Source organism: Paenarthrobacter sp. YIM B13468, assembly GCF_042788025.1.
GTDB lineage: Bacteria > Actinomycetota > Actinomycetes > Actinomycetales > Micrococcaceae > Arthrobacter > Arthrobacter aromaticivorans.
Map to the genome: position 1 here is coordinate 114740 of NZ_JBHZPI010000010.1, position 26082 is coordinate 140821.

Annotated in this window: 27 protein-coding genes and 1 tRNA gene; 20 read left to right on the forward strand and 8 right to left on the reverse strand. The window is 62.6% G+C overall.

Annotated features, from left to right (window positions below):
* Window positions 1-11 precede the first annotated feature (11 nt).
* From ACFX4T_RS11565 to ACFX4T_RS11625, 13 genes are all read left to right on the forward strand, one after another.
* Window positions 12-533 carry a CGNR zinc finger domain-containing protein gene (locus ACFX4T_RS11565; RefSeq protein WP_377651952.1) on the forward strand — a complete coding sequence of 174 codons (522 nt, stop codon included), beginning with the start codon at window positions 12-14 and terminating at the stop codon, window positions 531-533.
* 138 nt (window positions 534-671) lie between these two features.
* Window positions 672-1634, forward strand: a complete 963-nt coding sequence (locus ACFX4T_RS11570) for a phosphodiester glycosidase family protein (RefSeq protein WP_377651953.1) — start codon at window positions 672-674, stop codon at window positions 1632-1634.
* Window positions 1635-1636: 2 nt separating this feature from the next.
* Window positions 1637-2788, forward strand: coding sequence for a GtrA family protein (locus ACFX4T_RS11575; RefSeq protein WP_377651955.1), 1152 nt, complete (start codon window positions 1637-1639; stop codon window positions 2786-2788).
* Window positions 2785-3489, forward strand: coding sequence for a DUF4956 domain-containing protein (locus ACFX4T_RS11580; RefSeq protein WP_377651956.1), 705 nt, complete (start codon window positions 2785-2787; stop codon window positions 3487-3489). The genes ACFX4T_RS11575 and ACFX4T_RS11580 overlap by 4 nt, the downstream gene beginning before the upstream one ends.
* A complete protein-coding gene (locus ACFX4T_RS11585; RefSeq protein ID WP_377651958.1) occupies window positions 3486-4271 on the forward strand; it encodes a polyphosphate polymerase domain-containing protein in 786 nt (261 codons plus the stop codon). Before ACFX4T_RS11580 ends, ACFX4T_RS11585 begins: the two co-directional genes overlap by 4 nt.
* Window positions 4272-4315: 44 nt before the next feature.
* Complete coding sequence (locus tag ACFX4T_RS11590; protein ID WP_377651959.1) at window positions 4316-5866, forward strand: carbohydrate-binding domain-containing protein; 1551 nt, start codon at window positions 4316-4318, stop codon at window positions 5864-5866.
* 180 nt (window positions 5867-6046) lie between these two features.
* Window positions 6047-6823 (forward strand): FadR/GntR family transcriptional regulator, encoded by a 777-nt coding sequence (locus ACFX4T_RS11595; protein ID WP_377651961.1) that lies wholly within the window; start codon window positions 6047-6049, stop codon window positions 6821-6823.
* 10 nt (window positions 6824-6833) lie between these two features.
* On the forward strand, window positions 6834-7547 hold the full coding sequence (locus ACFX4T_RS11600) for a hypothetical protein (RefSeq protein ID WP_377651963.1): 714 nt from the start codon (window positions 6834-6836) through the stop codon (window positions 7545-7547).
* A 224-nt stretch (window positions 7548-7771) separates the two neighbouring features.
* Window positions 7772-9157, forward strand: a complete 1386-nt coding sequence (locus tag ACFX4T_RS11605; RefSeq protein WP_377651964.1) for a protoporphyrinogen/coproporphyrinogen oxidase — start codon at window positions 7772-7774, stop codon at window positions 9155-9157.
* Between the two features lie 50 nt (window positions 9158-9207).
* Window positions 9208-10110: a 4-hydroxy-tetrahydrodipicolinate synthase gene (gene dapA, locus ACFX4T_RS11610; RefSeq protein ID WP_377651966.1), complete on the forward strand. Its 903-nt coding sequence runs from the start codon at window positions 9208-9210 to the stop codon at window positions 10108-10110.
* 3 nt (window positions 10111-10113) lie between these two features.
* Window positions 10114-11601, forward strand: coding sequence for an alanine/glycine:cation symporter family protein (locus ACFX4T_RS11615; protein WP_377651968.1), 1488 nt, complete (start codon window positions 10114-10116; stop codon window positions 11599-11601).
* A 27-nt stretch (window positions 11602-11628) separates the two neighbouring features.
* Window positions 11629-13116 (forward strand): aldehyde dehydrogenase family protein, encoded by a 1488-nt coding sequence (locus ACFX4T_RS11620; protein ID WP_377651970.1) that lies wholly within the window; start codon window positions 11629-11631, stop codon window positions 13114-13116.
* A gap of 129 nt (window positions 13117-13245) precedes the next feature.
* Window positions 13246-13599: a hypothetical protein gene (locus tag ACFX4T_RS11625; protein ID WP_377651972.1), complete on the forward strand. Its 354-nt coding sequence runs from the start codon at window positions 13246-13248 to the stop codon at window positions 13597-13599.
* A gap of 89 nt (window positions 13600-13688) precedes the next feature.
* Here ACFX4T_RS11625 and ACFX4T_RS11630 read toward each other — a convergent pair whose 3' ends face one another.
* The 5 genes from ACFX4T_RS11630 to ACFX4T_RS11650 form a co-directional block, all read right to left on the reverse strand.
* Window positions 13689-14555 (reverse strand): substrate-binding periplasmic protein, encoded by an 867-nt coding sequence (locus ACFX4T_RS11630; protein ID WP_377651974.1) that lies wholly within the window; start codon window positions 14553-14555, stop codon window positions 13689-13691.
* A 48-nt stretch (window positions 14556-14603) separates the two neighbouring features.
* Window positions 14604-15266, reverse strand: coding sequence for an amino acid ABC transporter permease (locus ACFX4T_RS11635; protein WP_377651976.1), 663 nt, complete (start codon window positions 15264-15266; stop codon window positions 14604-14606).
* Entirely contained in the window at window positions 15266-15913 is a 648-nt protein-coding gene (locus ACFX4T_RS11640) for an amino acid ABC transporter permease (protein ID WP_377651978.1), read from the reverse strand. Before ACFX4T_RS11640 ends, ACFX4T_RS11635 begins: the two co-directional genes overlap by 1 nt.
* Window positions 15914-15920: 7 nt before the next feature.
* Entirely contained in the window at window positions 15921-16712 is a 792-nt protein-coding gene (locus ACFX4T_RS11645) for an amino acid ABC transporter ATP-binding protein (RefSeq protein ID WP_377651980.1), read from the reverse strand.
* 191 nt (window positions 16713-16903) lie between these two features.
* The gene (locus ACFX4T_RS11650) at window positions 16904-18292 is read right to left on the reverse strand and encodes a flavin monoamine oxidase family protein (RefSeq protein WP_377651982.1); all 1389 of its coding nucleotides are present in this window, start codon (window positions 18290-18292) and stop codon (window positions 16904-16906) included.
* A gap of 165 nt (window positions 18293-18457) precedes the next feature.
* Between ACFX4T_RS11650 and ACFX4T_RS11655 the strand changes: the two genes are divergently transcribed.
* On the forward strand, window positions 18458-19804 hold the full coding sequence (locus tag ACFX4T_RS11655) for a GntR family transcriptional regulator (RefSeq protein WP_377651983.1): 1347 nt from the start codon (window positions 18458-18460) through the stop codon (window positions 19802-19804).
* A gap of 160 nt (window positions 19805-19964) precedes the next feature.
* Window positions 19965-20453 (forward strand): hypothetical protein, encoded by a 489-nt coding sequence (locus tag ACFX4T_RS11660; RefSeq protein WP_223947948.1) that lies wholly within the window; start codon window positions 19965-19967, stop codon window positions 20451-20453.
* A gap of 102 nt (window positions 20454-20555) precedes the next feature.
* Here the strand turns inward: ACFX4T_RS11660 and ACFX4T_RS11665 are convergent.
* Window positions 20556-20642, reverse strand: a tRNA-Ser gene (locus tag ACFX4T_RS11665).
* Window positions 20643-20780: 138 nt separating this feature from the next.
* Between ACFX4T_RS11665 and ACFX4T_RS11670 the strand changes: the two genes are divergently transcribed.
* From ACFX4T_RS11670 to ACFX4T_RS11685, 4 genes are read left to right on the forward strand one after another with little or no spacing between them, the layout of a single operon-like run.
* Window positions 20781-21782 (forward strand): zinc-binding alcohol dehydrogenase, encoded by a 1002-nt coding sequence (locus tag ACFX4T_RS11670; RefSeq protein ID WP_377651984.1) that lies wholly within the window; start codon window positions 20781-20783, stop codon window positions 21780-21782.
* Window positions 21783-21785: 3 nt separating this feature from the next.
* Window positions 21786-22184 carry a 6-pyruvoyl tetrahydropterin synthase family protein gene (locus ACFX4T_RS11675; protein WP_377651985.1) on the forward strand — a complete coding sequence of 133 codons (399 nt, stop codon included), beginning with the start codon at window positions 21786-21788 and terminating at the stop codon, window positions 22182-22184.
* Window positions 22185-23192: a glycosyltransferase family 4 protein gene (locus ACFX4T_RS11680; RefSeq protein WP_377651986.1), complete on the forward strand. Its 1008-nt coding sequence runs from the start codon at window positions 22185-22187 to the stop codon at window positions 23190-23192.
* Between the two features lie 4 nt (window positions 23193-23196).
* Window positions 23197-24420 (forward strand): DNA glycosylase AlkZ-like family protein, encoded by a 1224-nt coding sequence (locus ACFX4T_RS11685; protein WP_377651988.1) that lies wholly within the window; start codon window positions 23197-23199, stop codon window positions 24418-24420.
* A 16-nt stretch (window positions 24421-24436) separates the two neighbouring features.
* On the opposite strand, the gene ACFX4T_RS11690 is transcribed toward ACFX4T_RS11685, so the two are convergent.
* Together ACFX4T_RS11690 and ACFX4T_RS11695 are read right to left on the reverse strand one after the other, a co-directional pair.
* Entirely contained in the window at window positions 24437-24817 is a 381-nt protein-coding gene (locus tag ACFX4T_RS11690; RefSeq protein WP_377651989.1) for a VOC family protein, read from the reverse strand.
* A gap of 22 nt (window positions 24818-24839) precedes the next feature.
* The gene (locus ACFX4T_RS11695; protein WP_216921429.1) at window positions 24840-25376 is read right to left on the reverse strand and encodes a nucleoside deaminase; all 537 of its coding nucleotides are present in this window, start codon (window positions 25374-25376) and stop codon (window positions 24840-24842) included.
* 23 nt (window positions 25377-25399) lie between these two features.
* On the opposite strand from ACFX4T_RS11695, the gene upp reads away from it, so the two are divergent.
* Window positions 25400-26035, forward strand: a complete 636-nt coding sequence (gene upp, locus ACFX4T_RS11700; RefSeq protein WP_216921426.1) for a uracil phosphoribosyltransferase — start codon at window positions 25400-25402, stop codon at window positions 26033-26035.
* Window positions 26036-26082: the final 47 nt, after the last annotated feature.

The following is a 26082-nucleotide window of genomic DNA, read 5'->3' on the forward strand; positions in this document are numbered from 1 at the left end:
ACCATGACAACATGATCGGGGCCCAACTGGCTGTTGAGCTCGTGAACCTCCGCCGCACCGATGCGTGGTCCGTGACCACTGTCGAAGCCGCCCTCGCCCGGGGACTGGTGCGGTTCGATCACCTCGACGAAGAGACCCTGTGCGGCGTCGCAAGGGTAGCGGACCAGCTCGGGAGCATTTTCGGCGCCGACGGGATTCCCGAACGGTGCAAGCGGATCAATGGACTGCTTGCCGGCGCGGTGCAGCGCGTTCACCTTGCCCTGCACGACGACCTGCCACCCCATCTGCATTTCGCCGGGCTCGAATCAGGACTTATCCAACGCGTCCTGGCGGCCACCACCGGCGGTCTGGTTATCTTCGCCGTCGAAAGCGGCGGGGAACGGATGGGCACCTGCGCCCGGAGCGAATGTGGGAGGGTGTTTCTGGACACCAGCAAGAACGGACGCCGCACCTACTGCAGCGCCCAGTGCGGCAATACCGAAGCTGTCCGCCGGTACAGGAAAGAAGCTTCCGCATCAGCCGCCGGATCTTGACTGAACCATCGCCTCGTTGACAACCACAGAAGAGCCGATAGGTGCACATATGCCGCGTAATTCTCGAAGGTCGAGCTTCACAGCCCACGCATATGCCCGGCAAACCTCCGGCGCAGCTTGCCTCCGTAGAAAGGAGGCATGACTCCTCAACAGACCGAAAACCGTAAGGGCGGCCGAACCCGGCGCGCCGTTGTTTCTGCCGTCTTGGCGATTACTCTCTCTGCCGGGGGCGCCGCAGCCTGGGCGCTGGACCGCTTCGTTATCCCCCACGCACAGATCACTAACGTCTCCGCGTACGAGGCCAGCCGGGCAGAGACCACCACCCCAGACACGACGTCTGCGGATGCCGTGGTCACGGACACGAGCTACACGTCGGGCGGCACCGGCGTCTCCATTTCCAAGGTGACCACCGGCAGCGGCGACAGCACCGTGACCTACTACGTTGCCGACGTCGTACTCAGCGACGCCACCACGCTGAAGTCGGCGTTCGCGCAGGACACGTTCGGTGAGAACATCACCGAGAACACTTCGGACATCGCCGCGGACAATAGCGCGATTTTCGCGATCAACGGCGACTACTACGGCTTCAGGGACACGGGCATAGTGATCCGGAACGGCGTGGTGTACCGGGACGAGGGCGCGCGGCAGGGCCTTGCGTTCTACAAGGACGGCACCGTCAAGGTGTACGACGAGACCACCACCACCGCCGAGCAACTCGTGGCTGACGGCGTCTGGAACACGCTGTCCTTCGGTCCTTCGCTCCTGGATAATGGGGAGATTTCCTCGGGCATCGAGGACGTGGAGGTGGACACCAACTTCGGCAACCACTCCATCCAGGGCGAGCAACCCCGCACGGCCGTGGGAGTCATCGACGAGAACCACTTGGTGTTCGTGGTGGTGGATGGCCGCAGCCCGGGCTATTCCACCGGCGTCACCATGACGGGTCTGGCACAGATCATGAAGGACCTTGGCGCCACCACGGCGTACAACATCGACGGCGGCGGATCCTCCACCATGTACTTCAACGGCTCCTTGGTGAACAACCCGCTCGGCCAGAACAAAGAGCGCGGCACCTCGGACATTCTCTACATCGCCCAGTAGCCATGATTATCCTCATACCGGCGTATGAGCCGGACAAACAGCTCATCTCCCTTGTCTCCCAGCTCCGGGGAGCAGACCCGTGGGTCACGATCGTCGTGGTTGACGACGGTTCCGGCCCCGCCTTCCAGGACGTGTTCGACGGCGTCACCCGGCTTGGGTGCCATGTGCTCAGTTACGCGACGAACGGCGGAAAGGGGCACGCCCTCAAGAATGGCTTCGCCTTCATCGCTGAGCGGTTCCCCGGCCATGACGTGGTGTGCGCGGACAGCGACGGGCAACACGGAGTGGCGGATATCCTGGCTGTGGCAGACAGGGTGCGGAGCGTGACGGCCTCGATGGTCCTGGGCTGCCGTTCATTCAGCGGCGATGTTCCGGCGCGGAGCAAGTTCGGCAACACCGTGACGCGGTGGTTGTTCAGGCTCGCCACGGGGCAAAGCGTCCAGGACACCCAAACAGGCCTCAGGGGCTACCGGGCGGACATGATCCCTTGGCTGCTGACGGTTCGCGGCCAGCGCTACGAGTACGAACTCAACCTGCTGCTCGAAGCCAAGCAGGCGGGCTATGGCGTGGACACGGTTGAGATCGCCACCGTGTACCTGGATCACAACTCAGGTTCGCACTTCCGGCCCGTGGCGGACTCGGTCAGGATCTATGCACCGTTGCTGAAATTCCTGGGCTCGTCGTTCTCGGCGTTCCTGGTGGACACGGTGATGTTCCTGCTCCTGACGGCGCTCACCGATTCCCTTTTGGCGGCTGTGGTCGGTGCCAGGGCAGTCAGCGCCGCGGTGAATTTCATGGTGAACCGCAGCATGGTGTTTGAACACGGCAAGGAGAAGACACTTCGTGCGGCGGTGGCCGGCTACGTGGCCGTGGTGCTTGTGCTGCTCACGGCCAATTACGCCATCATGTGGTCGCTAACGTCATTGGCCGTGCCTGACCTGCCCGCGAAGCTGGCCACGGAGTTGACGCTGCTCGGGGTGAGCTACGCCTTCCAGCAGCGCCTCCTCTTCGCCCGCAGGCCCCACGCCGGGCAGCTCTCGCGGCCGACCGCCGTCGAAAGTCATATCCCGGCCTTGGCCCCGGCACAGTTCCAGCACAGCACCACCGGGAATCGTGGTAACCAGCCCACCAACAGATTCCGGAGTATCCGATGAATACCATCATCCTTATGGCAGCCGACCTCGTTGCCATCACCATCCTCACCCTGGCCCTCTACCTCCGCAGGCACCGCCGCCGTGACCTGGTGGTTTCGTACCTCGGCATGAACGTGGGAGTCCTCGCAGTGGCCACGGCACTCTCGGGATCAGCGGCCGGCGTTGGGCTCGGCTTGGGCCTGTTCGGTGTCCTCTCGATCATCCGCCTCCGGTCCACGGAACTGGCGCAGCACGAGGTGGCGTACTACTTCTCAGCGCTTGCCTTGGGTTTGATCGCCGGCATCGGCGTGGAGCCGCTGTGGCTCACGTTGTCCCTCATGGGCCTGGTGCTGCTGGTGATGTTCATCGGCGACAACCCTGCCGTCCTCCCTGCTTACCGCCACCAGACCGTGGTTTTGGACCGGGCGATCAGCGACGAGAACCAGCTCACCGCCCGGCTGCAGGAAGTCCTCAACGGCACGGTCCACTCGGCCACCATCCAGGAGCTGGACCTGGTCAACGACAAGACGATCGTGGATGTCCGCTATGCCGTCCGGGCACGACGTTCCGTAGGCGCAAATGCGCAGCTCGGCTTCGACAGGCCGGCCGGTGCCGTGGCTCCGGCTCCGAGAGAGCTCCCAGGCTCCGAACTCCCGGCCCGCACTCCAGAGACCCCGGAGCAAGCAGTACCGCAGCAGCACACCTCAGCAGGTGTGGCATGAGCCGGGACGCATTCCCCGTCATTCCGCACCTGGGCCAGCTTCCCGCCGTCGGGCTTGAAGAACTGACCACCGAAGCCGCGTTGCTGACGCGGGTGGACCGGAAGTACCTGGTCCCCTCCGCCGGTGCGCGCAGGATCTTCGCCAACTTCACCAGCGAGGCCCGTGTGCTGGAGATGGACGGCAGCCGGACCTTCGCATACGACTCGGTCTACTTCGACACGACCACCCTGGACAGCTACATGATGGCCGCGCACGGCAGGCGCCGACGGTTCAAGGTCCGGACCCGCACCTACGTGGACAGCGCCGTGAGCTTCCTGGAAGTCAAAACTGAAGGAGCCCGCGAAGCCACCGTGAAGGAACGCATCCCTTACGAACCCTGCGATCGGGACCGGCTCACCGACGAAGGCCTGGCCTACGTGAACGAGACACTGGCCGCAGCAATCGGGGACGCGGAGTTCGGCCCCATGGAACCTGTACTGTCCACCGCCTACCACCGCACGACGCTGTACCTGCCGGAATCCGGAAGCCGCGCCACCATCGATTCAGACGTTACGTGGCAACGGCCCGACGGTGACCCTTGGGTTTTGGACAACGCCGTGGTGGTGGAAACGAAGTCCGGCTCGACCCCCGGTCCTCTGGACAGGCACCTGTGGGCCCACGGCGTTCGTCCCTGCCGGATTTCCAAATTCGCCACCGGCATGGCCGCCCTCCACCCCGAACTCCCGGCCAACCGCTGGAACCAGACCCTTCGGCGCCGGCTGCCCCTGCGGCCTGCCAACTGACCCCCGCCAACTGAACTCAGACCTCCCACACTTAGGAACACGCCATGCGCCCTCTCCGCACCTCCCTGTCCGTTGCCGCCGTCGCCCTTGCCGTTTCGCTGGCAGGGTGCTCAACCGCTGCGATGTCGTCGACGTCCACCAGCAGCGCCGCCGTCTCATCCACGCAGCAAGTGGTCAGCGCCTCCACCATCTCCGAAGACACCCACTTCGACAGCGACGACCTGACCTGGGACGCAGCCTCTGAGGTGGCGGTCACCTTGTCCGACGGTGGCAGCAAAGCCTCCACGGGCGTAACGGTGGACGGCAACACCGTAACCATTAGCGCCGCTGGAACCTACCGGTTGAGCGGCTCGCTGACCGACGGCAAGATCGTGGTTGCCGCCGGTGATTCGGACACCGTGCGGATCATCCTCGACGGCGTGCAACTGGGCAACTCCACCGGTTCGCCCTTCGTGGTGCAGAGTGCCGACGAAGCGATCGTGTACCTGCAGGAAGGCAGCACCAACACGGTAACGGACGCCTCCACGTACACCGACCAGGCCGACGACGCACCCAATGCTGCCATCTACTCCATGGCCGATCTCACCATCGCCGGCCCCGGGTCTCTGACCGTCAACGGAAAGTACAAGGACGGCATCGCCTCCAAGGACGGGCTGGTCCTGGCCTCAGGCAACGTCACCGTGGACGCTGCTGACGATGGAATCCGGGGCAAGGACTACACGGCTCTGCTGGACGGCACCTACACGGTCACTTCCGGCGATGACGGCGTGAAATCGGACAACGACACCGACGAAGGCCGGGGCTGGCTCCTGGTGAGCGGCGGATCGTTGACGGTCAATGCCGGTGATGATGGAGTCAAAGCGTACAACACACTCACCGTGTCCGGCGGATCCGTGACCGTGGCCAAGTCCGGGGAAGGCCTCGAAGCCCAACACATCGTGATCTCCGGCGGCGATACCACCATCACGTCCAACGACGACGGCGTGAACGCAGCGGGCGGTTCGTCCTCCACGTCCGCTGATACGGGCATGGGCGGACCGGGTGGCGGCATGGGCGGGGGCTCCCAGGAGGTCGGCGATTACACCGTGGATGTCTCCGGCGGAACACTGACCATCAACTCCGAAGGCGACGGTCTGGACTCCAACGGCAGCGCAACGATCTCTGGCGGAACCATCGTGGTGAACGGGCCAACGAATGACGGGAATGGGGCGTTGGATGTGAACGGCGACCTGACAGTCGCGGGCGGCACCGTGGCTGCGGCCGGCAGTGCGGGCATGGCCGTCACACCAGGGGCCACGTCCACACAGTCCGGCGTGCAGCTGACATTCGACTCGTCCGTTGCCGCCGGCACGCCGATCCACATTGTCGACTCCTCCGGCAAGGTGGTGGCCACCTTCGTCACCACCAAGACCATCGCTTCCTTGGTGTACTCGTCTACCGCGATCATCGACGGACAGACCTACACCGTCTACACGGGAGGCAGCGCCGACGCCAAGGCGGGGCTGACTACGGGATCCATCGATGGCGCCGAATCCATGGGAACCGTGACGGCTGGACAGTACACCCAGGCGCAAGGCCCAGGGGGTCGCCGGTAGTTTCGGGAAAGGGGGTCAGTCGTGGGCGGCATCCGGCCGCCGACGGGCTCTTCGATATCCCGGAGAGGTTGAGCCTGATCGCCGCAGGCTTCTGAAAAGGGCATAAATGTGTAAAGATTCAAGGAAATAGCCAAAGGGTCTCCCGACCCGCTGCCTACCGCCCATCAGGAGGGTCCGTCGATGGAGAGTACGGCACTCTCAACCCGCGCACTGGATCTGCTGCTCCTGCTTCGCGGAAGTGAGCCCGAAGGTTTGGGCCGGGCGGACCAGGTGTCCTACCAGATTGAGACCGCGATACTGATGGGTATCCTCACTGAGGGGGACAGGCTCCCGACGGAATCGGTCCTGGCGGCAGAACTCGGCATTTCCCCCATCACTCTCCGCCAGTCCCTGGCCGCCCTCCGCACAAAGGGCTTGATCGAAACCAGCCGGGGTCGCAGCGGAGGGAGTGTCATCCGGGGTCAGATTGACCTGACGGACAGCCAGCTCCAACGGAAACTCAGGGATGCCAGTACGGAATCGCTTCGTGATCTCGGTGACCTTGGCGCTGCCATTTCCTCAATGTCCGCGCGCCTTGCAGCTAGTCGGGCCGATGCCCAGAATGTTGCGCACCTTGAGGAGCTGGTCCAGCGTCATAGGGCCACGAAAGACGAGCGCGCGCGCCGACGTGTGGATAGTCGGTTTCATGTGGCGGTGAGCGTGGCGGCCCAATCGAGCCGCCTGACTTCGGCCGCCCTGCAGCTTGAGGCCGAGTTGATGACGCTCTGGTGGGGCCATCCTGGGCAGGCTGACAATCAGGGTGCACTCGAGAAGCAACATGCGGCCATTCTTGAGGCGATCCGGGAGCGGGACGCCGATGCGGCTGCGGCCGCCGCGGAGCTGCATTCCCGCACCGAGACCGAGTACTTGATAGCACAGCACCTTAAATTGACGATGGAGCCCGGCGAAAGTGCATAACGCGGCAGCAGTGAATGAAACTCTTCGGCGGACAGCCCTGGCAATTTCGTCAAGTGTCGGCAGCGTTTTCGAAGACCTTGAGAAGATCGGCGCGAGCGTGTCCGGCGTTGCACGTGCGGGGCAGGGAGTGCCAGGGCGAAGTGCTTACGCTTTCCTCAAGAAGGATCTGGCCGAGTTCATTAGCCGGCACTCGGCGTTGATTGTTGGGGCGGGCATAGCGTACGCCCCCGGAAGCCTGCCCGAGGCTCCTTTGTGGCTGGAATGGTGGAGGGGTGCGCAGGCTGCAGGAGGTCCCCGTTTTGTCACGCACGACCTCAATCCCGATTCGTTGAATTATTACGACTACACAACTCGTGAGTGGTTTACGGCCCCTTCGGCCAGTGGCAGTCCTGTCGCAGTGGGGCCCTACGTGGACATCGGTGGCATCAACGTCAACATCATCACCCTGTGCGTTCCGGCTCCCACGCCCCAGGGCACGCACGTCCTGGGGGGCGACCTGACCTTGGCCAAGCTTGAAGGCGTCTTCCTCCGGGCGTTGCAACTCCAGGATCCCTCCGTGGTCCTCCTGGGTCCGAATGGGCGCGTCATTGCTTCCAATGACGCCCGGATTGCTTCGGGCACGTTGTTCCTGAAGGAGGACATGCAGCGAGTGGACCACTCTGTTGAGGTCTCTTCGCGAAGTCCAGCCAGACTCCCTTGGAAGCTCGTTAGTTTGCGGAAGTAGACACTTCCCGAACCGCTTGCCCGCCGGCAGATCCTGCCGGCGGGCATTTCTTTGCCCAAAAGACCTATTGCATTAATCATACAATGATGTATCTTTTATATGTGACTAGGCGCACACGGTCTGGGACGCAGCTCATGGAAGCCACTCCAGAAAGTGGCAAAGCCTTTCTGCAGCTGCCAAGGAAGACAGCATGTGGTCCCTCAAACTAAGGAAAGTTCAAACTCATGAAAGACGTAGTAATTGTCGGTGGCGGTCTGGCTGGTCTCTCGGCAGCGTGGCGCTTGCGGCACTGGGACACCTTGGTACTCGAGTCCGAACACCGGGTGGGTGGGCGTATTCGTTCGGAGCGCCGTGGGAATTACTGGTTGAACTGGGGCGGGCACGTCTTCGCCGGCGCAGGTTCCTCCACGGACTCCCTCCTCAACGAGGTTGGCGTCAGCGCTGTCCAGATCCCCGGCTCCCTGCAGGCGTTGTCCATGAATGGCAAGTTCATCCGCAAGGGACACATTGCCACCTACCCGTTCCGCATCCCGATGTCCCTGTCCTCGCGCATCGACACCTTGCGCGCGGGGATGAAGGTTGTCAGCGGAGTCGCGAAATACACCGGAGTCGTCCGTAAGCGTGCCGGTGAATCCGGTGCAATGCGTCAGCAACGCATCTACGATTTCGAGAACAACACCTCGTTCCAGGACTTCGTTGGAGATTTGTCCGAGGACGCAGCGGCGCTGTTCAAGACTACGGTTACGCGTTCAGCTGGCGACATGGACCAGATCTCGGCCGGTGCCGGCATTGGCTACTTCAGCCTGGTACTCGGGATCGGACAGGGCCTGAGCCAAGGCATCGTTGGCGGACCGTCCACCCTGACCGAATCGATCGCAGCTGCGCTGGGGGACCGCGTCCAGTTGGATGCCACGGTCAACGAGGTAGTGCACAAGCAGGACTCCGTTGTGGTTCGTTACACCCAGGGTGGCGTGGACCGCGAGGTGGAAGCCCGCACGGTGGTGCTCGCAACCACCGCGGATGTGTCCAACAAGATCGGCGTTGACCTTCCCGAAGAACTCCGCGGCGCACTCGGCCAGATCAAATACGGTCCGCACGTCAGCACCGCCTTCCTGACCAACGAAACTTCGGCCCGGCCCTGGGACGACATTTACGCCATTGCTGCCCCCAAGCGTTCCTTCGCGATTGCCCTGAACCAGGCCAGCATCGTCCGCGGCACCGAATCCGTCCGCAAGCCCGGTGGCAGCTTCATGACCTTCTCACCGGCCAGCCTCGGCAAGGCTCTTCTGGACAAGAGCGATGAGGAAGTCATCCAGACCCACCTCGCAGACCTTGACCAGGTACTCGGGCACGGCTTCGCCGACAGCGTGGTGGAAGCCCAGACCGACCGTTGGAAGGTCGCCTCCCCGTACTGCTTCCCGGGCCGGGCAAAGATCCAGTCCACGCTGATGCGCGGCACCAACCGCGTCTTCCTGGCCGGCGACTACCTGGGAACCCTCTACACCGAAAGCTCCATCACCACCGGCTTCTCGGCGGCGCAGGAAGCAGCCAGCGTCCTGGCCACGCACCGTCAGGCACCGCCGAAGTCCGGGCTCTCAATCGTCGCCTGAGCGGCGACTTCCTAAACCACCAACCCACGTACTGAAAGAGGAAACACCCCATGTCCAGCGAACTCCGCGGCGTACTCACCGCCCTCTCCACCCCGTTCAACCACGACGAGACGATCGACGTCGACACCCTGCGCAAGATCGTTGACCGCTCCATCGACGCAGGTGTCAACGGCGTCGTCGCAGCAGGCTCCACCGGTGAGGTTGGTGCACTGTCCTCTGAGGAACGCCTCCTGCTCATCAAGACGGTCATCGAGCAGGCCAACGGCCGTGTCCCCGTCATTGCGAACACCGGTGCCACGTCCACCGCGGAAGCAATCCGCCTGTCCAAGGCAGCTGAGCAGTTGGGTGCCGACGTGCTGATGCTCATCACCCCCTATTACGAGCCGCTGACACTGGAAGAGACCGTCACCTACATCAAGGACGTGGCCCGCTCGGTCAGCATCCCCGTGATGCTCTACAACATCCCGCCAGTCACAGGTGTCAACCTGGACCCCGCGACGGTCCGCGCCCTTGCCGAAGAAGTGGAGAACATCCGCTACATCAAGGACTCCAGCGCCAACTGGGAGCAGGCACTCCAACTCATCCACCACCACAGCGACGTCATCGGGACCTTCATCGGCTGGGATGCGTACCTGTACAGCGCCCTCGTGGAAGGCGCGGCAGGCGTCATGGCCGGTACCGCCAACGTGGTCCCTGACGAGATCGTGGCCGTTACCCGCCGGATCAACGACGGCGACCTTGCCGGTGCCCGCGAACTGTGGAAGAACGTGTACCCCGTCATCGACGCACTGCTGACCTCACCGTTCATCCCGGCCGTCAAGGCAGGCCTCACCCTCCAGGGCCTTCCCGCTGGAGCGCCGAAGCGGCCCACGGCAGAGCTCGACGCCGATCAGCTCGCCAAAGTTGAGCAGGCTCTGGCGAAGTTGTCCTCCATCAAGCAGAACATCGGATAACGCATGGGTGACTTCGATTTTGCGGAGTTCTTGTCCAGCGTTTCCGACGCGATCTGGGCGCCCATGGCCTACGTGGTCCTAGGGCTCGGTATCGCATACTCGGTAGCTACCAAGGGCATCCAGTTCCGGAGGATTCCGGACATGCTGCGCCAGCTTAAGGAAGCTGAACACGGCGATGGCGGCTTGTCCTCGTTCCAGGCCTTGGTTCTTGCCTTGGCCAGCCGTGTTGGCGTGGGCAGCATCGCCGGTGTGGCCACTGCGGTCAGTGCCGGAGGCCCCGGCGCCCTGGTGTGGATGGCTGTCACCGGATTGGTTGGCTGCACCGTGGGATACGCGGAAGCCGCACTGTCCCAGGCCTTCAAGCGCCAGGTCCTAGATGAGGACCGGAAGAAGGCCAACGAGGACATCGGCGGCATGCCCTACTACATCAAGTACGGTTTGAAGCTCCCGAAAGTTGGCGCGATCGTCGCGGTCCTCGGTGTGATCGGGTACGGCTTCGTTTTCCCCGGCCTGCAGGTGAACACCATCGCCGCCAGCGCCGAGAAAGCCTTCAGCCTGCCCACCTGGGCACCGGCCATCCTCGTCACCGTACTGATCGGCCTCGTGATCATCGGCGGCACCACCCGCGTCGTCAAGGTCACCCAGGGACTGGTCCCTGTCCTGGCTATCGGTTACCTGCTCCTGGCCTTGGCGGTCATCGCCATCAACGTGGACAAGGTCCCGGAAGCAGTTGTCCTGATCTTCCAGTCGGCCGTCGGCATCCACCCCGTCATGGGTGGCATCGCCGGCGCGGCAGTAGCCTGGGGTGTCCGCCGCGCGGTATTCGCTTCCTCGAACGGCCTCGGAGAGGCCACGTTCGCGGCTGCGGCGGCACGTACGTCCCACCCCGGCAAGCAGGGCCTGGTCCAGACCTTCAGCATCTACATCGACGTGCTGCTGATCTGCATGGCCACGGGCCTGATGATGGTGGTTTCGGGCAAGTACAACGTCTCCGATGGCGCCGGCGGCTTCCTGGCGAACAACATTCCCGGTGTTCCTCCCGGAGCCAACTGGGTCCAGGAAGCCATCGACACGATGCTCCCGGGCTGGGGCGCCGGCTTCGTCGCCGTCGCAGTTTTGCTCTTCGGTTTCACGTGCCTCCTGGCCTACTTCTACGTGGCCAACTCCAACCTCCTGTACCTGCTGGATGGCAGGACCGGGACCGGTTGGAAGAACATCCTGAAGATCGGAACCCTGGCCATCGTGTTCATCGGTTCGATCGTCAACGCAAAACTCATCTGGGCCGCGGGCGACATCGGGCTGGGCCTCATCGCCTGGGTCAACCTCATCTGCCTGGCGTTCCTCTTCCCGTTGGTCCGCAAGATCTACCTCGACTACGAACGCCAACGCAAGGTCGGACTGGATCCCACCTTCGATCCGAAGGCGCTCGGCATCGAGGGAGCCGACTTCTGGGAGCACCAGAACGAAAAGTCTGCCGCCGCCGTCAAGTAGCCCCAACGCAAATGAATTGAGCACACCATGACCACCACAGAAACATCCCAGTTCACCGTCCGTCGCGGGGGTACCTTCCCGGCTCCGTCGCTTCCGCCCTTCGGCCAGTTCATCGGCGGCAGCTTCGTGGCTTCCACGTCAGAGGAAACGGTCGATGTCGTCAATCCGGCGACCGAGGAAGTCATCACCCGGGTGCCCGCCGGCTCCCTGGAAGACGTCGACGCCGCAGTGGCGGCTGCTGTAGCGGCCAAGGCGGAGTGGGCAGCGAAGACGCCGAAGGATCGCTCGACGATCCTGCTGCGGATCGCGGACATCGTCGAGGAAAACCGCGCGCTCCTGGAAAACCTGGAAGCCGCCAACACGGGCAAACCAGCCGCCGTGGCCGAAGATGACATCTCCAGTGCCATCGACACCTTCCGTTTCTCCGCCGGCGCTGCCCGGGCCTTCACTGCTTTGGGTGCCGGCGACTACGCGGAAAACCACACCTCCGTGGTGTTCCGCGAGCCGGTGGGTGTGGTCGGTGTGATCACACCATGGAACTACCCGCTGCTGATGGCTGTCTGGAAGATCGCGCCCATCCTTGCTGCGGGCAACACCCTGGTGCTCAAGCCCTCGGAGCAGACGCCGCTGACTACGTTGAAGCTCGCTGAGCTGATCGCAGGCGAGGTTCCTGCCGGCGTCGTAAATATTGTTACCGGCCCCGGGCGGGTGGTGGGTAACCGCCTCTCCGAGCACCCCGACGTCGATCTTGTTGCCATCACCGGCAGCGTTGGCAGTGGCCAGAAGGTGGCCGCCAACGCCGCGTCGACGGTCAAACGCGTCCACCTGGAACTCGGCGGCAAGGCACCCGTGGTGGTGTTTGACGACGCCGACCTGCAGGCAGCTGCCGAAGGTGTCCGTTCCGCAGGATTCTGGAACGGCGGGCAGGAATGTGGATCTGCCTGCCGCGTCCTGGTGCACGAATCCGTCGCAGAGAAATTCACCGACCTGCTCGTCAAGGAAATCAGCGCCATTACCGTTGGCGCACCCGGAGTCGACGCTGAAATTGGCTCCATGATCTCCAAGTCCCACTACGATCGCGTCCTCGCAGCGCTGGAAGACGTCCGCAAGGACGGCCACACCATCGCCGTTGGCGGCAACGCTCTCGAGGGACCCGGCTATTTCATCGAACCCACTGTGGTGACCAATGTCCCTGCCGGTGCACCCATCACCTACACGGAAATCTTCGGACCCGTCGTGTCCGTGGAGACCTTCAGCACCGATGAGGAAGCCATCACCCGCGCCAATGAGACCGTCTACGGACTCGCGGCATCGGTGTGGACCAGCAGCGCATCACGGTCGCTGACCGTACCGCGCCAGCTCGACTTCGGAACCGTCTGGGTTAACTCCCATCTAATCATTGCCAACGAGGTTCCCTGGGGTGGCTTTAAGGGCTCCGGTTACGGCCGGGATCTGTCCATTTACGCCCTGGAGGACTTCTCCCGGACCAAGCATGTGATGTACAACCGGGGCTGAGCAGAACCCAACCCGACAGAAAAGAGAACGTGCATCCCGGAACACTCCGGGGTGCACGTTCTCTTTCTACCCCTCAAGAAATGAATCACCCGAGTCAGGTGGCGGCGTCGCCACTTTGAGAGGAACGAAATGGAACTGCTCTTGGAGTTGTCCGGCTGGGCAGGGGCGTTCGCGATACTGGCTGCATATTTGTCGGTCTCCATGGGCTGGCTAAAGGCCGGCAGGGTCTTTCAGACCGCAAACCTCCTTGGCGCTTGCGCATTCATCATCAATGGGGCGTTCCACGAAGCCTGGCCCTCCGTCGTCACGAATATCGCCTGGTTCCTGATTTCTGCCATAGCGCTTCTTCGTCTGCGCACCGTCCGTCAACTTCCGGGTGTTCCTGAGGCCACAGGACCTCTCGCCATTGTCGATGCGGCTGCTGATCCGCGGCTGGCAGTCCGTGCCGCGGGCGCCTGCGAAGTCCGTGGCGATCGCCAGTAAATAGCCAGCGCCTAACGCTGGCTTTAAACGCCAGAACGACGCCGGATGGAACCCGGCGTCGTTCTGGTCTTTTTGTTTAAGGGTCCTTGTCAGAGCTCGCTGGGCGCCCCAGGATCGCCAACAGCGGGGTCGATCCCGTACTTCTCCAGGATCTTCTTGATGCTGCCGTCTTTACGGAGCTTTTCGATGTCCTCATCCAGTGCCTTGCCGAGGGCTTCGTTGTCCAGGGCTGACGGCAGCATGACCTGTCCGACGGATGCGAACTGAGGGACGTTGGCGTTCGGCTTCACGTCCACTACCGTGGCGCCTTCGATGGGGGCATCCTTGAACCGGTATTTGGCGGATGCGGAGGAGGCCACCAGGGCGTCGATGCGGCCGGCTTTGAGGTCGCCGTAGATGGATTCGTCATCCTGGTAGATCTTGAAGTTGTCTCCGAGCCACTTCTGCATGCTGTCATTCCAAAGGTTGCCAGCGACCGAGCCGATTTTCTTGCCTTCCAGCTGGTCGCTGGTGAGGCCCGTTTTCGACACGATGGCTTGGGGGTCGCTCCAGAGTGGGGTGCTCAGGTAGACGATCTTCTTCCGTTCCTTGGTGCGCAGCCAGTTACCGGATCCGATGTCGACGCGCTTTGACTGTACGGAGGGGATGACTGCGCCTGCTCCGCCGGAGGTGCTGACGGTGACTTTGAGGCATTCGAGCTTGGCGATCTGGTTGATCAGGTCGCCTTCCATTCCGGTGACGTTGTCACCGTCGAGGATGGTGGCGGGTGCGTAGTCGTAGCTGGCGACGGTGAGTTCGCCGTCGGTGATGGTTTTGAGGTCTTTGTGTGCGGGCGTGCAGTCGGACCCGCTGCTGGCGGCGTTGGATCCGCCGCAGGCGGCCAGTGACAGTGCGAGCATGCCGGCGACGGTGCCGGCGGACAGTGCGCGCACGAGGGGAAGGGGAGTTCGCGACATGGTGTCTCTTTCTTTGATGGGTGTTGGGGTTCAGGGGTTTGGGGTGGGTTAGTTGCGGAGCAGGTGGCGGCCGAGGCGTAGTTCGAGGATTTTGACGGCGCCGAGGAAGACGAGGGTCAGGGTTCCATAGATCACGGCAGTCAGGGTGTAGACGCTGAGGTATTCGAAGGTGATGGAGCCGATTTCGAAGGCTTTGGACATGAGTTCGGGGACGGCGATGACGAAGGCGAGGGCGCTGCCTTGGAAGACGAGCACGGCGAGCCCTGCCAGTGGTGGGGTGGAAATCCTGAGGGCTTGGGGGAGGATGACGATGCGGAACCCGGTCCAGCCGCGCAGGCCGGAGGTGAGGGCGGCTTCTTTTTGGCCTAGGGGCACGGCGGCGAGTCCGGCGCGGAAATATTCGGAGGCGTAGGCTCCGGTGTTCCAGGACAGGGCGATGATCGCTGTGGTTAGGGAGGTCAGGGTGATGCCGGCGTCGGGGAGGCTGAAGTAGAGCAGGTACAGCAGCACCAGGGCCGGCAGGCCCCGCCCGACCTCCACGAACAGGAACGAGATCCATTGGAAGGGTGCGACTTTTGATTCGGCCATGACGGCCAGAAGCAGGCCGAACGGGAAGCCGATGAGTAGGGCTAGCCCGGTCAGTTGGAGGCTGACGGAAAGCCCCGGCGCGAGGTTCGGCAACCAGCCGAGCCATTGGGTGATCATGTCCATCACACGACTCCGATCTTGCGGCGCAGTTTCAGGTCCACCCGGCGGGCAACGAGGGCGACGATGAGGCTGATGATGATGTAGAGCGCGCCGGCAACGACGAACGAGAGCAGCCCTTCATGGGTTTGCTTGGCTGACTGTTGGGCGTAGTAGGTGATCTCCCGGACGCCGATGGTGGAGGCCAGGGCGGAGTCCTTGAGCAGGCCGATGCCGTAGGTGGCGATGGCCGGCAGCGCTACCCGGAAGGCCTGCGGGGTGATGATGTGCCCCACGGTGGTGACGGCGCTTAGCCCGAGGGCGTGGGCGGCTTCGCGCTGGCCGTCGGGGATGCTCAGCAGGCCGGAGCGGTAGATTTCGGCCATGAACGCCGAGGCGATGATGGAGAAACCGATGATGGCCGCCTGGATGGTGGACAACCTGAGAGCGTATTGGGGCAGGCCGAAGTAGATCAGGAACAGCCAAGTGATCGGTGGGATGACCCGCACCACGTTGACGTAGACCGTGGCGACGGTGCGGATGATCGCGATCGGTGAGCGAACAGCGCCCACCAGGACCAGGCCGATGATGCCGCCGAACAGCAACGAGGCGCCGGTGACGTAGAGGGTGAGTCCGACGCCTTGGGCGATCGAGGACAACAGTTGCATGATCATCGCTGCCTCACCGGTCCAGCACAGCCTTGAGGAACTGCCGGGTGCGTTCATTCTCAGGTTGGGACATGACCTGTTCGCTGGGTCCGATTTCAAGGACCCCGCCGTTGCCCATGACCATGATCCGGTCCGAGACATCCCTGGCGAAGTGCATCTCGTGGGTCACCACCAGCATGGTCATGCCCTCATCGGCGAGGTCGCGCATAACGGCGAGGACTTCGAGGCCGATTTCGGGGTCCAGGGCGGACGTAGGTTCGTCGAAGAGCATGACTTTCGGGGACAGGGCCAGGGCCCGGGCGATCGCGATGCGTTGTTGCTGCCCGCCCGAGAGCCTCGCCGGGTAGGCCTTTGCCTTTTCCGGCAGTCCGACCCGCTGCAGGAGCCGGTTTGCGACTTCCTCGGCTTGTTCCTTGGATGCGCCGAGGACCTTGCGTTGGGGCAAGGTGATGTTCTCCATTACGGTCAGGTGGGGAAAGAGGTTGAAGCTTTGGAACACCATGCCCGTGACGCGGCGGAGGTGGTCCAGGCTTGTCTTGTCCGGCAGTTTCCCGCCGGCAACAACGCGGGCCCCGCCGATCGCGATGGTGCCCTCGGATGGTGTTTCCAGGTAGTTCAAGCAGCGCAGGAACGTGCTCTTACCGGCGCCGGAGGGGCCGATGATGGAGACCACTTCGCCCTCGGCCATGGAGAGATTTACATCCGACAACACCTTGATGACGCCGTAGCTCTTACCGAGCCCGGAGACCTCAACCTCACCCGAGAGTGCGGTCGGGGGAGCCTTTGTGCCAAAACTGAAGCTCATTTTTATTGGTTCCTTCGATTTGCTGACGCTTTGAGCCGTAGACGGGTTCGCTGACGCTTCCGTCTCCCTGCGGAGGCCGAATTGGCCTGTTCCTGATCCGTGGTCCCACCGACGCCCAATCGGGGTGGGTGTGAGGTGCGCCGCATATATGTGTGGCGCTGCTCACAACTAAAGAATACATCATTGAATGATTAAGGCAATAGGATGCGCGAAGATTTGTCAGGACTAGACACGTCGGCGGGAACAGTGCTGAGAATGGCGCGGCTCACGCGCTTGGCCTCTGTATAGGCCCCGTGCGTCCCTGCAGTCTCCGACGAGTAGTCGCCTGCAAAGTGAAGGGTGTTGTTAACGGGGGCCTGGAGTGCCGGGAGTGCCGCGGCCCGTGTGGGTGTGAGCAGGGAGAAGCAATGCTCCCATGACTGGATTTCGGCTCCCAGGATGTGCCCGCGCAGCTGCGGTGCCACCGTCAGGAAATCCTCGATCCACTGCTCCAGCACACCGGACGAGTGGTCATTGGCTTCCTCGATGTACCCGGCTGAATTTCCGTAGCAGACGAATTGGGCCGTTCCATCCTTGCGGCCCGGCCTCGGGTTGATCACCACATCGAAGACGCGGCCGGCGGTGGCGATGAATGCCCAGTCGTCAATGGCGGCAAGCTCGGGTGCGCTGATGTCCACCACAATGCCGAGTTCCGTTGAGCCGGGAGTCTGCACCGCCTCCAGGGCCTCCGTTTTCCACTCAGGCAACTGGACCATACCGGCAATCCGTGGAGCGGGAACCGCCAGGACAACATGCCGTGCGGTCAACTGCTGTTTCGCCGTGTGTTCTGCCCCGGAGCCACCATCGGCTGCGTCGTTGGTGAAGACATCCAGTGACCACATGCCGTCGCCGTTCTGGTGAATGGAGTCAACACGGTGATGCATGCGCACTTCGGTGCTTTCCAGGGAGCGGGCGAGCGCCACGGGAATGGCCTGCATGCCTCCCAAGGAGACCATTCGGTTCTTCTTTTCCCGGACCAGGTAACTGGCGAAATATCGCAGGGCGTACGTTGCGCTGAGTTCGGCGGGATGAGCAACCGATCCACCCCGAATGGCTGCAGTGAGGATTTCCTGGACGTCCAGGGGCAGGTCGTTGATGCGGGACTGGGCAGATTGGTCGCCAAAGCCGGGCGTGGACGGGCGAAGCTGCCCGTCCGCAGTGTTGGCGTAGTATTCGGAGGTTGCGCGTTCAATGAATGACCGCAGTCCGTTGCGGGATTCCTCTGTGAGGGGAAGTTGGTCCACCAGGTGATGGTTGTCGCCCGAGACCACGGTTTCGCCGTCTACATGGATTCCGAAAGTGGTGGGTTCGAAAGGAACCAGCGGTACGCCCAGTTCAGTGGCCAGCTCATGCGAGGCCGTGCCGGTGTAGACGAACATCGCTCCCACGTTGACCGGTTCGCCGGCAATATCAACGGTTTTTGCGCGCCCTCCCAGCCGTCCTGTTTCCTCCAGGAGCACAACTCTTTGGCCTGCGCGCTCAAGATTGTAAGCAGCGGCCAGCCCGGCTGGGCCTCCGCCAATGATGGCGACATCGTACATGTGCTCTCCTAGGGAATTGGTTGGTACATGGCCCGGGTTATCGTTGGTGCCCGGATCTGTTGTCACAATGATTGGCCAGGCCGGGCATGGTGGGAACACTTCAGGAAGAATCTGCTCAGAAATGAGTCTTTGAGTCAGTGGCAGTGTCGACCTACACTTGCTGGCATGGGAACTGCCATGGATCGTCAGGAGCTCAAAAGGGCTATATTGACGGCCCCGCTCTGGATGCAGTCAACCAAGAGTTCCAGCCGCCTCGTCGCTGAGGCCGTCGGCGTGAGCCAATCGCTCGTAGCCCGCACCTGGCAGGAGTTTTCGGCACCTGAAGCGGCAACCGACGAGATTCGGGCCAAGCTGGCGGAACGCCGGATGGTATTGGTTGGATTTGCCGTTGGCCGCAGTGGGTCCTGCTTGGTCTTGAAACCGTCCCGTACATCGCGTGCCCAGCACGCGGCCGGCCTGGCCGCCAGCAGCAGGCGAAGACTGCGGGCGGTGCTGGCCGCGGATCTGCTGCGGAACGACGAGCAGAAACCGGAATCGGTCAGCAGCAGTGGTTTGTGGACGTCGCTGGAGTCCAAGGGGCATAGTCTTGCCGGAGCCATGATCCTGGTAAGTGGTGGCTTTGCTGTGCCCGATGGTGTGCGGCCCACAGCGCGCTTCGCCAGCGCCTGGCAATGGCAGAGATTGGTCGCGGCCCTGGATCTGCTGACCGAAACGTCAACCGGGCCGCTGCTCGTCGATCTGGAGTGGCGGCTTCGCCGCTGGCATCAGGGTCCCGGGGATAAGTTCATCTGGACCGCTGACCGTCCGGAGTCCCCAGCGGCTCCAAGAGGTTCCAGCGGCGACAAGATCATGTTCCTGGAATCCGGAAGCGGCCTGGACGAGGACATTCTGGCGGCACTCCGCCAGGGCCTGGTGGACGGAGCGTTCTCCGGTGAAAGCGAAATTACCGTGGGAAAGCTAAGCCGCCTCCTGGGTGTGCCGGTCAGGGATGTCCGTGCCTCCGTTCGTGCACTCACTGAAGACGGCTTGGTAACCGCTGCGAGGTCCGACTCAATAGTTGTGAGGATTCCGTCCCTTGAGGACGCATCGGAGACTTACATGGCCCGCCGGGCGCTGGGGGCGATCGCGGTGCGGGCAGCAAGCCGGTGGACTCCCGAAAGCCGCTCACGGATCGAAAAGCTATTGGAAGATTTGGCTCAGTGCGTTCGCCGCGATGACATCACCAAAGCGCACTACCTGGACATGGATTTCCAGATCGCAGTGTTTGAGGCCTCAGGCCTGAACCGGATACCGGCCATGCTGGAGACCCTCACCAAGCAGGCCTTCATGCACTTTGCCGTCATCGGGGCGCGCTACGCGTTCTCACCCGAGAAGATCCTGGAACAGAATACAGAGATTTTTGAAGCCATCAGTTCAGGGGACCTTCGATCGGCAACATTGAGTTGGCAAACCAAGATGGATGACGGCCTTAACTACGTGGCACAACACATCGCGGCTATGAAGTTTGTGTAGCTAACGCCCGTATGAGCGCGGCTAATCAGCCATGCATCATGTCTCGCGGCAAGCCTAGGTCCCCTTTGGACAGTCCGGGCCGTGGACAGAAGACGCAGGCTGCTACATTGTTCTCGATGGGGGCGCATCGTGTACTCCCTGGAATCCTCAGGGGTCCGATATGAGCATGCAGTTTCCGCAGTCTCCTGCTCCATCAAAGACAGAAACCGGCGTCCTTGAAGCGAAGAGATCCCGCAATGGGCGGACCGTTGTCGGCCTCGGTTTGATTTTTATCGGCCTGGCGTGGGTGCTGCTGCTGTGGCAGGCGTATGGCGGAACTGGCTCAGAAATCGCTGCTTTCAGCGAGGGTGAGAGAGCCGAACTGATAATGGCAGATGCTCAGAACGTAATTTTGACGGCTTTCCTGCTGGCCGTTGGAATCTGGAACGTTGCCACCCGGCGCAGCAATTCCAAAGCTCCCTTGGTCGCGGCGCTGGTCTTGGTGGGACTTGAGCTCGTCCTTGGCATCATCAACGTTGTTGACGTCGTAACCACCACAGGGGAGATGCCCAACGTCCTCAGCTTGATTTTCCGCATCGCCATCCTCGCGCAAACCATCCGATTGCTGCGGTTCAAGCCGGTCAATCCGCTCCTGTTGCAGCTGCCTTAAAGGAGCCGCCCGGAGTTCGTCACAGACGGCTGGCATGCCTCCGGGCAAAGCAAAGGCCCCGCATCCCTCATAAACAAAGGGAAGCAGGGCCTTTCTCATTCGCGGTGACGGTGGGATTTGAACCCACGTTGGCTTTTACACCAAACAACATTTCGAGTGTTGCACCTTCGGCCGCTCGGACACGTCACCAACTGAAATAGGGTACCGGAGTTAGGGCCTGTTCCCCAAAACGGCCCGCAAGCGAGCCCCCAGCCAACCACCGGGGAAACGCCGACAAGTGAACTCAACTTCCGCCCGCACCCGCCCAGCGATAGATTCATAAGCATCATGACTATCTCGCACGAACAAGAACACGAGGCCCAGGCCTATTGGGTCACTGAGTCGGGCCACGGTGAGTTGCGCCCGGAGGCCATACCAACACCCGGCCCCCAGGAAGCCCTCGTCAGGACCCTGTACTCAGGCGTCAGCCGCGGCACGGAGCGCGTAGTCCATGAAGGGCGCGTCCCGGAACGCGTGGCCGATTTGATGCACGCCCCGCATCAGGAGGGCGACTTTCCCGGCCCGGTCAAATACGGCTACCTGTCCGTCGGCGTCGTGGAACAAGGCCCGGACACCTGGATCGGCAAAACAGTCTTCAGCCTCCACCCGCACCAGGATTTCTATGTGGTCCCGACGAACCATCTCACAGCCATACCGGAGGACGTGCCTGCCCGCCGTGCCGTTCTCACGGGCATCGTGGAGGTAGCAATCAATGCCCTTTGGGAAGCCGGGCCGAGGCTGGGAGACCGCGTCGCCGTCGTCGGTGGTGGCTTGGTGGGCGGCGTCCTGGCGACCATCCTCCGGAAGTATCCGCTGGGCCGCCTGCAACTCGTGGATGCAGACGCGGAGAAGAGAAATCTCGCCGAGAAGCTCAACATCAACTTCGCACTCCCGGACGAAGCAGAGAACGATTGCGACGTCGTCTTCCACTGCTCCGCATCCAACGAGGGACTCAAATTGAGCCTCCAACTTGCCGGCGACGATTCCGACGTGATCGAGCTTTCGTGGTTCGCTGACAAGGAAGTCACCCTGCCGCTGGGCGAGGATTTCCACGCGCGCAGGCTCACCATCCGCTCCAGCCAAGTGGGGGCCGTGGCGTTGCCCAGGAGGCACAGAAGAACCAACGCCCAGCGCCTCCAACTCGCGGCAGCAACCCTGAAGGATCCGGTCTTCGACACATTCCTCAGCAGCGAGTGCCAATTTCAGAATCTGCCCACCAGCCTCGTTCAGTTGTTTGAAAAGCCCGGCGGCTTTTGCCACGTGGTCGCCTATCCAAAGCCGGAGGAATAAGACATGTTCAGCCTGACCGTCCGACGCCATTTCATGATTGCCCACAGCCTTCCCCGGGAAGCCTTCGGCCCCGCGCAGGGCCTCCACGGTGCCACGTTCGTCGCCGAGGTGACCTTCCGCCGCCCGGGTCTCAACGAGGACGCCATCGTCCTGGATATCGGTGCTGCAGGCGGCATTCTCGAGGAGGTTCTTGAAGACCTGAACTACAAGAACCTCGACGAACACCCATACTTCAAGGGCAAGTTATCCACCACGGAGGCGTTGGCCAAGCACATCGCGGACGCAGTTGCCGCACGCATCGCGGACACCCCGGATGGAGCGGCCCTCAACGGTATCGACGTCGTCCTTCGCGAGAATCCGGATGCGTGGGCAGGATATTCATTGGAGCTCCCGGTCAAGTAAGTGCACATCCGCTTCCTGGTGCCGGGAAACGTCCGGCACGGCTCCGGCGGGAACAAGTACAACGCCAAACTCGCCGAGCACCTGACAGCCCTGGGCGTGGGGATAGAGACAGTCATCGTCGACGGCGGCTGGCCGGTTGGGAGCGCGGCGGACCGGCAGCGGTTTGCCGAAATGCTCGACGGCGGCGCCACAGTGATTGCCGATGGTTTGGTCGCGAGTGGGGCCCCGGATGAAGTGGCGGGGGCGGTAAGGGCAGGAACCAGGATGTGGATTCTTTCCCACATGGCGCTGGCCGATCACGCGGACCTTGAAGCCAGGTCCCTGGCCGCAGCCTCAGGTGTTATCTGCCCAAGCGAGCATGCTGCTGCCGCGTTGGAAAAAAGGCATGGCCTCGAAAACATCGTGGTTGCCCAGCCCGGAGTTGAAGCGGCTGAAACAGCAAAGGGCTCGGAACCCCGGCACATCATCGCCCTCGCCGCCCTGCTGCCCAACAAGAGCCAAACGGAACTGGTCGAAGCCCTCGCCACCCTAAAAGACCTGCCATGGACGGCGGCCCTGATCGGAGCAGACCAACCTGACCCCGCGTACGCGGCAGAGGTGAGGGCCGCCGTCGAACGTTACAAACTCCAAAACCGCATCATGATGACTGGGGAGTTAACCGGCAAACCGTTGGAGGATCAGTGGCGTGCAGCCGATCTCAGCATCCTCATCTCCAAGTCCGAGTCGTTCGGGCTGGTAGTGACGGAGTCCTTGGCCCATGGCGTCCCGGTTGTCGTCCGGCAGGGGACCGGCGCCGTGGAAGCACTTGGGAACACAGGAGCGGGGACGGCGCTTGACCTCACACAGCCCGACAACCTTGCCAGCACTTTCCGCAGATGGCTCACCGACCAAGAGCTTCAACACAGGTGGCGAACTGCGGCACTCCAGGCGCGGTCCAACCTTCCCGGGTGGGACACCACAGCAGCAACGGTTCTGAAAGCCCTCGGCAGCGACGAAGGTGCAGAATAGGGCCATGACGCCCAAAGTCCAGACCATTCCTGTCGCAACAACCCTCACCCCGGAGCGTCTCCGGGCCTGGGCCTGGCACAAACAGGGACTCGACGGGTCACTCTCAGGAAAGACGTCCGGGGAAGTCCTGGACCACGCCGGGTGGGCTCGCTCGGTGGGCGGCGCCAACCCGTACCTTACCCTGTTCGCGAGGGCAGGAATCAGCCGCGAACAGGTGGACCAGGACGTCAAAGAACTCAAAATCCACGAACTCCCCACCGCCCGTGGCTGCACCTACGTACTGGGCCGGGCCGACTTCGCCTGGGGCCTGCAGATTGGCCGCGACGCCGCCGTCGCACCCTTAAAGGTACTGGCCAGACTCGGCGTGGAACGCAGCGAGATCACCCTTCTCGAGGACCAAGTGGAGCACGCCCTCCAGGAGTCCAGCGACCCCCTGGATCCCAAACAGCTCAAGGACCAACTGGGCGATTCCATCCGAAGCCTCGGGGAGGAAGGCAAAAAGAAGGGCGCCGCCACCACCCTGCCCACGGCCCTGGGCCTGCTCCAAGCCGACGGCCGCATCCGCCGGGTCCCCATCAACGGCCGCCTCGACCAGCAGCGTTACGCCTACACCAAATGGGGCCTTCCGCCCAGCAAAATCGACGACGACGGCGCCCGCCGCCTCCTGCTCGAACGGTACTTGGGCTGGACTGGCGGAGCGACTCTCAAGCAGAGCCAGTGGTTTACCGCATTCACCGTAGCCCAGACCAAAGCGGCGCTCGCCGGCGTCGGGGCAGTTGAGGTGCCCACAGCAAACGGTGACGTGCTGTGGATGCTGCCGGACGACGTCGAACGCTTGGCCGACTTCCAAGTACCCGGCGACGAGCAGATCCAGTTGCTTGCAGGCACGGATTCACTGGTCCTCCACAGGCGGAACTCGGCTGACATGTTCGCTGAGGAAGACAAAGGAAAGAAAGTCCTGGACACCACCCTTGCGCTCCAGGCCGACCTCCCGGACCACCCGATTCTGGACCGGGGCAGGATCGTCGGTCTGTGGCAGTACGATCCCGGCAAGGAACGCATCGCGGCCTGGACCTTCGCCAAGCCCACTGCCGCAGTAAGCAAACGCATCGCCGAAATTGAAGCATGGATCCGCGATGAACTTGGGGACTTCAGGTCCTTCAGCCTGGACTCATCCGCGTCGCGCCAGTTGCGGATCGACGCCCTGGACGCTGCTGCCGGGCGCTAGGACTGCAAGGAGACAACTAGCCCGAACCATACGGCCGGGTGATTGCTTCGAGGAAGTGCCCGTCCGGGTCGCAGAAGTAGATCCCGCGGCCGCCGTCGTTGTGATTGATCTGTTGCGCACGGGAGCGTGCGGGGTCGGCCCAATAGGGGATGTGTTCGGCGCTGATCCGCAGGAAGATCGCATCGAACTCCTTCTCACTGACCAGGAAGGCATAATGCTGGGGCGCTATGTCTTCCGAAGACTCAAGGAAATCCAGGGTGACGCCGTTCTCCAAGGAAACAGTGACAAAGGACCACATCGGCTGTGGAGCGGGAAGCCCAAGGATGCGGGCCAGAAACGCAGCGGACGCGTGCTTGTCCTTGGCGTAGACGATGGTGTGGTTGAAGGCGATTGTCATGATTGGCTCCTTTGCATAGAGCTCAGGCGGATGAGCGGTGCTCTGCTGCCGGTACCCGGTGTGTAGCGAAGAAGTCCCGGAGGAGCGTTGCGCATTCTTCCTCACGCACGCCTGCGTACACCTCCACCCAGTGGTTGAGCCGGCGCTCGCGGAGGATGTCGAACACGGAACCTGCGGCCCCGGCTTTCTCATCCCACGCGCCAAACACGACGCGGGGAATCCGTGCCAGGACAATTGCCCCGGCGCACATGGCACACGGTTCGAGGGTTACCACCAAGGTGCAGTCCTCGAGGCGCCATCCATCGCCGCCTTCGCCCAATTCGAGGGCGTGGCGTTGCAGGGCGGCCGCGGCTTCACGGATGGCGACGATCTCTGCGTGGGCCGTTGGGTCCCCGTGCGCTTCCCGTTCGTTACGTCCTGAACCCAAGACGCCGCCGTCGGGCCCTAAGACAACCGCGCCAATCGGCACGTCGTCCGTTTCCAACGCCAGCCGGGCCTCGTCCAAGGCAAGGCCCATCCAAGCCATGTGTTCTGCGTGATACGGCTCGGTGGCGCTCATGTCTCAATGATAGTTTTGAACGCATGCGCACACTCGTCGTGGACCACCCGCTGGTCGCTCACAAGCTCACCGTTCTGCGGGATAAGAACACCCCTTCACCGGTCTTCCGGCAACTCACTGAAGAACTCGTCACCCTCCTGGCCTACGAAGCCACCCGTGAGGTCAAGACGCAGCCAGTCGAGATCGAGACCCCTGTCACCAAGACCATCGGCACGGCGTTCACCAAGCCGACGCCGTTGGTGGTTCCCATCCTGCGCGCAGGCCTTGGCATGCTCGAGGGCATGACCAAACTGGTCCCCACAGCCGAGGTCGGCTTCCTGGGAATGGCCCGCGACGAAGAAACACTGGACATCATCACCTACGCCGAGCGCCTCCCCGAGGACCTCACCGGACGCCAGATCTTTGTGCTGGATCCCATGCTTGCCACTGGCGGCACCCTGCGCGAAGCCATCAAGTTCCTCTTCAAGCGCGGCGCCTCGGACGTTACCTGCATCTGCCTGCTGGCAGCTCCGGAAGGCCTCGCCAAGTTGGAGGAGGAACTGCAGGACGCCAACGTGAAGGTAGTCCTCGCTTCGATTGACGAGAAGCTCAATGAGAGGTCGTACATCGTTCCGGGATTGGGCGACGCCGGCGACCGCCTCTACGGCGTGGCCGGCTAATCCGCACGCCCCTACCGCTTTCCGGCGAGTCCCGTTAGCCTGTGGCG

What these genes read in the sequence shown, in the direction of transcription:
- ACFX4T_RS11620 (WP_377651970.1), top strand. Translation starts at nt 11,629, where the DNA reads ATGACCACCACAGAAACATCCCAGTTCACCGTCCGTCGCGGGGGTACC.
- dapA (WP_377651966.1), top strand. Translation starts at nt 9,208, where the DNA reads ATGTCCAGCGAACTCCGCGGCGTACTCACCGCCCTCTCCACCCCGTTC.
- upp (WP_216921426.1), top strand. Translation starts at nt 25,400, where the DNA reads ATGCGCACACTCGTCGTGGACCACCCGCTGGTCGCTCACAAGCTCACC.
- ACFX4T_RS11575 (WP_377651955.1), top strand. Translation starts at nt 1,637, where the DNA reads ATGATTATCCTCATACCGGCGTATGAGCCGGACAAACAGCTCATCTCC.
- ACFX4T_RS11695 (WP_216921429.1), bottom strand. Translation starts at nt 25,376, where the DNA reads ATGAGCGCCACCGAGCCGTATCACGCAGAACACATGGCTTGGATGGGC.
- ACFX4T_RS11585 (WP_377651958.1), top strand. Translation starts at nt 3,486, where the DNA reads ATGAGCCGGGACGCATTCCCCGTCATTCCGCACCTGGGCCAGCTTCCC.
- ACFX4T_RS11690 (WP_377651989.1), bottom strand. Translation starts at nt 24,817, where the DNA reads ATGACAATCGCCTTCAACCACACCATCGTCTACGCCAAGGACAAGCAC.
- ACFX4T_RS11605 (WP_377651964.1), top strand. Translation starts at nt 7,772, where the DNA reads ATGAAAGACGTAGTAATTGTCGGTGGCGGTCTGGCTGGTCTCTCGGCA.
- ACFX4T_RS11635 (WP_377651976.1), bottom strand. Translation starts at nt 15,266, where the DNA reads ATGGACATGATCACCCAATGGCTCGGCTGGTTGCCGAACCTCGCGCCG.
- ACFX4T_RS11580 (WP_377651956.1), top strand. Translation starts at nt 2,785, where the DNA reads ATGAATACCATCATCCTTATGGCAGCCGACCTCGTTGCCATCACCATC.
- ACFX4T_RS11615 (WP_377651968.1), top strand. Translation starts at nt 10,114, where the DNA reads ATGGGTGACTTCGATTTTGCGGAGTTCTTGTCCAGCGTTTCCGACGCG.
- ACFX4T_RS11650 (WP_377651982.1), bottom strand. Translation starts at nt 18,292, where the DNA reads ATGTACGATGTCGCCATCATTGGCGGAGGCCCAGCCGGGCTGGCCGCT.
- ACFX4T_RS11640 (WP_377651978.1), bottom strand. Translation starts at nt 15,913, where the DNA reads ATGATCATGCAACTGTTGTCCTCGATCGCCCAAGGCGTCGGACTCACC.
- ACFX4T_RS11630 (WP_377651974.1), bottom strand. Translation starts at nt 14,555, where the DNA reads ATGTCGCGAACTCCCCTTCCCCTCGTGCGCGCACTGTCCGCCGGCACC.
- ACFX4T_RS11655 (WP_377651983.1), top strand. Translation starts at nt 18,458, where the DNA reads ATGGGAACTGCCATGGATCGTCAGGAGCTCAAAAGGGCTATATTGACG.
- ACFX4T_RS11565 (WP_377651952.1), top strand. Translation starts at nt 12, where the DNA reads ATGATCGGGGCCCAACTGGCTGTTGAGCTCGTGAACCTCCGCCGCACC.
- ACFX4T_RS11590 (WP_377651959.1), top strand. Translation starts at nt 4,316, where the DNA reads ATGCGCCCTCTCCGCACCTCCCTGTCCGTTGCCGCCGTCGCCCTTGCC.
- ACFX4T_RS11670 (WP_377651984.1), top strand. Translation starts at nt 20,781, where the DNA reads ATGACTATCTCGCACGAACAAGAACACGAGGCCCAGGCCTATTGGGTC.
- ACFX4T_RS11570 (WP_377651953.1), top strand. Translation starts at nt 672, where the DNA reads ATGACTCCTCAACAGACCGAAAACCGTAAGGGCGGCCGAACCCGGCGC.
- ACFX4T_RS11675 (WP_377651985.1), top strand. Translation starts at nt 21,786, where the DNA reads ATGTTCAGCCTGACCGTCCGACGCCATTTCATGATTGCCCACAGCCTT.
- ACFX4T_RS11595 (WP_377651961.1), top strand. Translation starts at nt 6,047, where the DNA reads ATGGAGAGTACGGCACTCTCAACCCGCGCACTGGATCTGCTGCTCCTG.
- ACFX4T_RS11685 (WP_377651988.1), top strand. Translation starts at nt 23,197, where the DNA reads ATGACGCCCAAAGTCCAGACCATTCCTGTCGCAACAACCCTCACCCCG.
- ACFX4T_RS11625 (WP_377651972.1), top strand. Translation starts at nt 13,246, where the DNA reads ATGGAACTGCTCTTGGAGTTGTCCGGCTGGGCAGGGGCGTTCGCGATA.
- ACFX4T_RS11660 (WP_223947948.1), top strand. Translation starts at nt 19,965, where the DNA reads ATGAGCATGCAGTTTCCGCAGTCTCCTGCTCCATCAAAGACAGAAACC.
- ACFX4T_RS11645 (WP_377651980.1), bottom strand. Translation starts at nt 16,712, where the DNA reads ATGAGCTTCAGTTTTGGCACAAAGGCTCCCCCGACCGCACTCTCGGGT.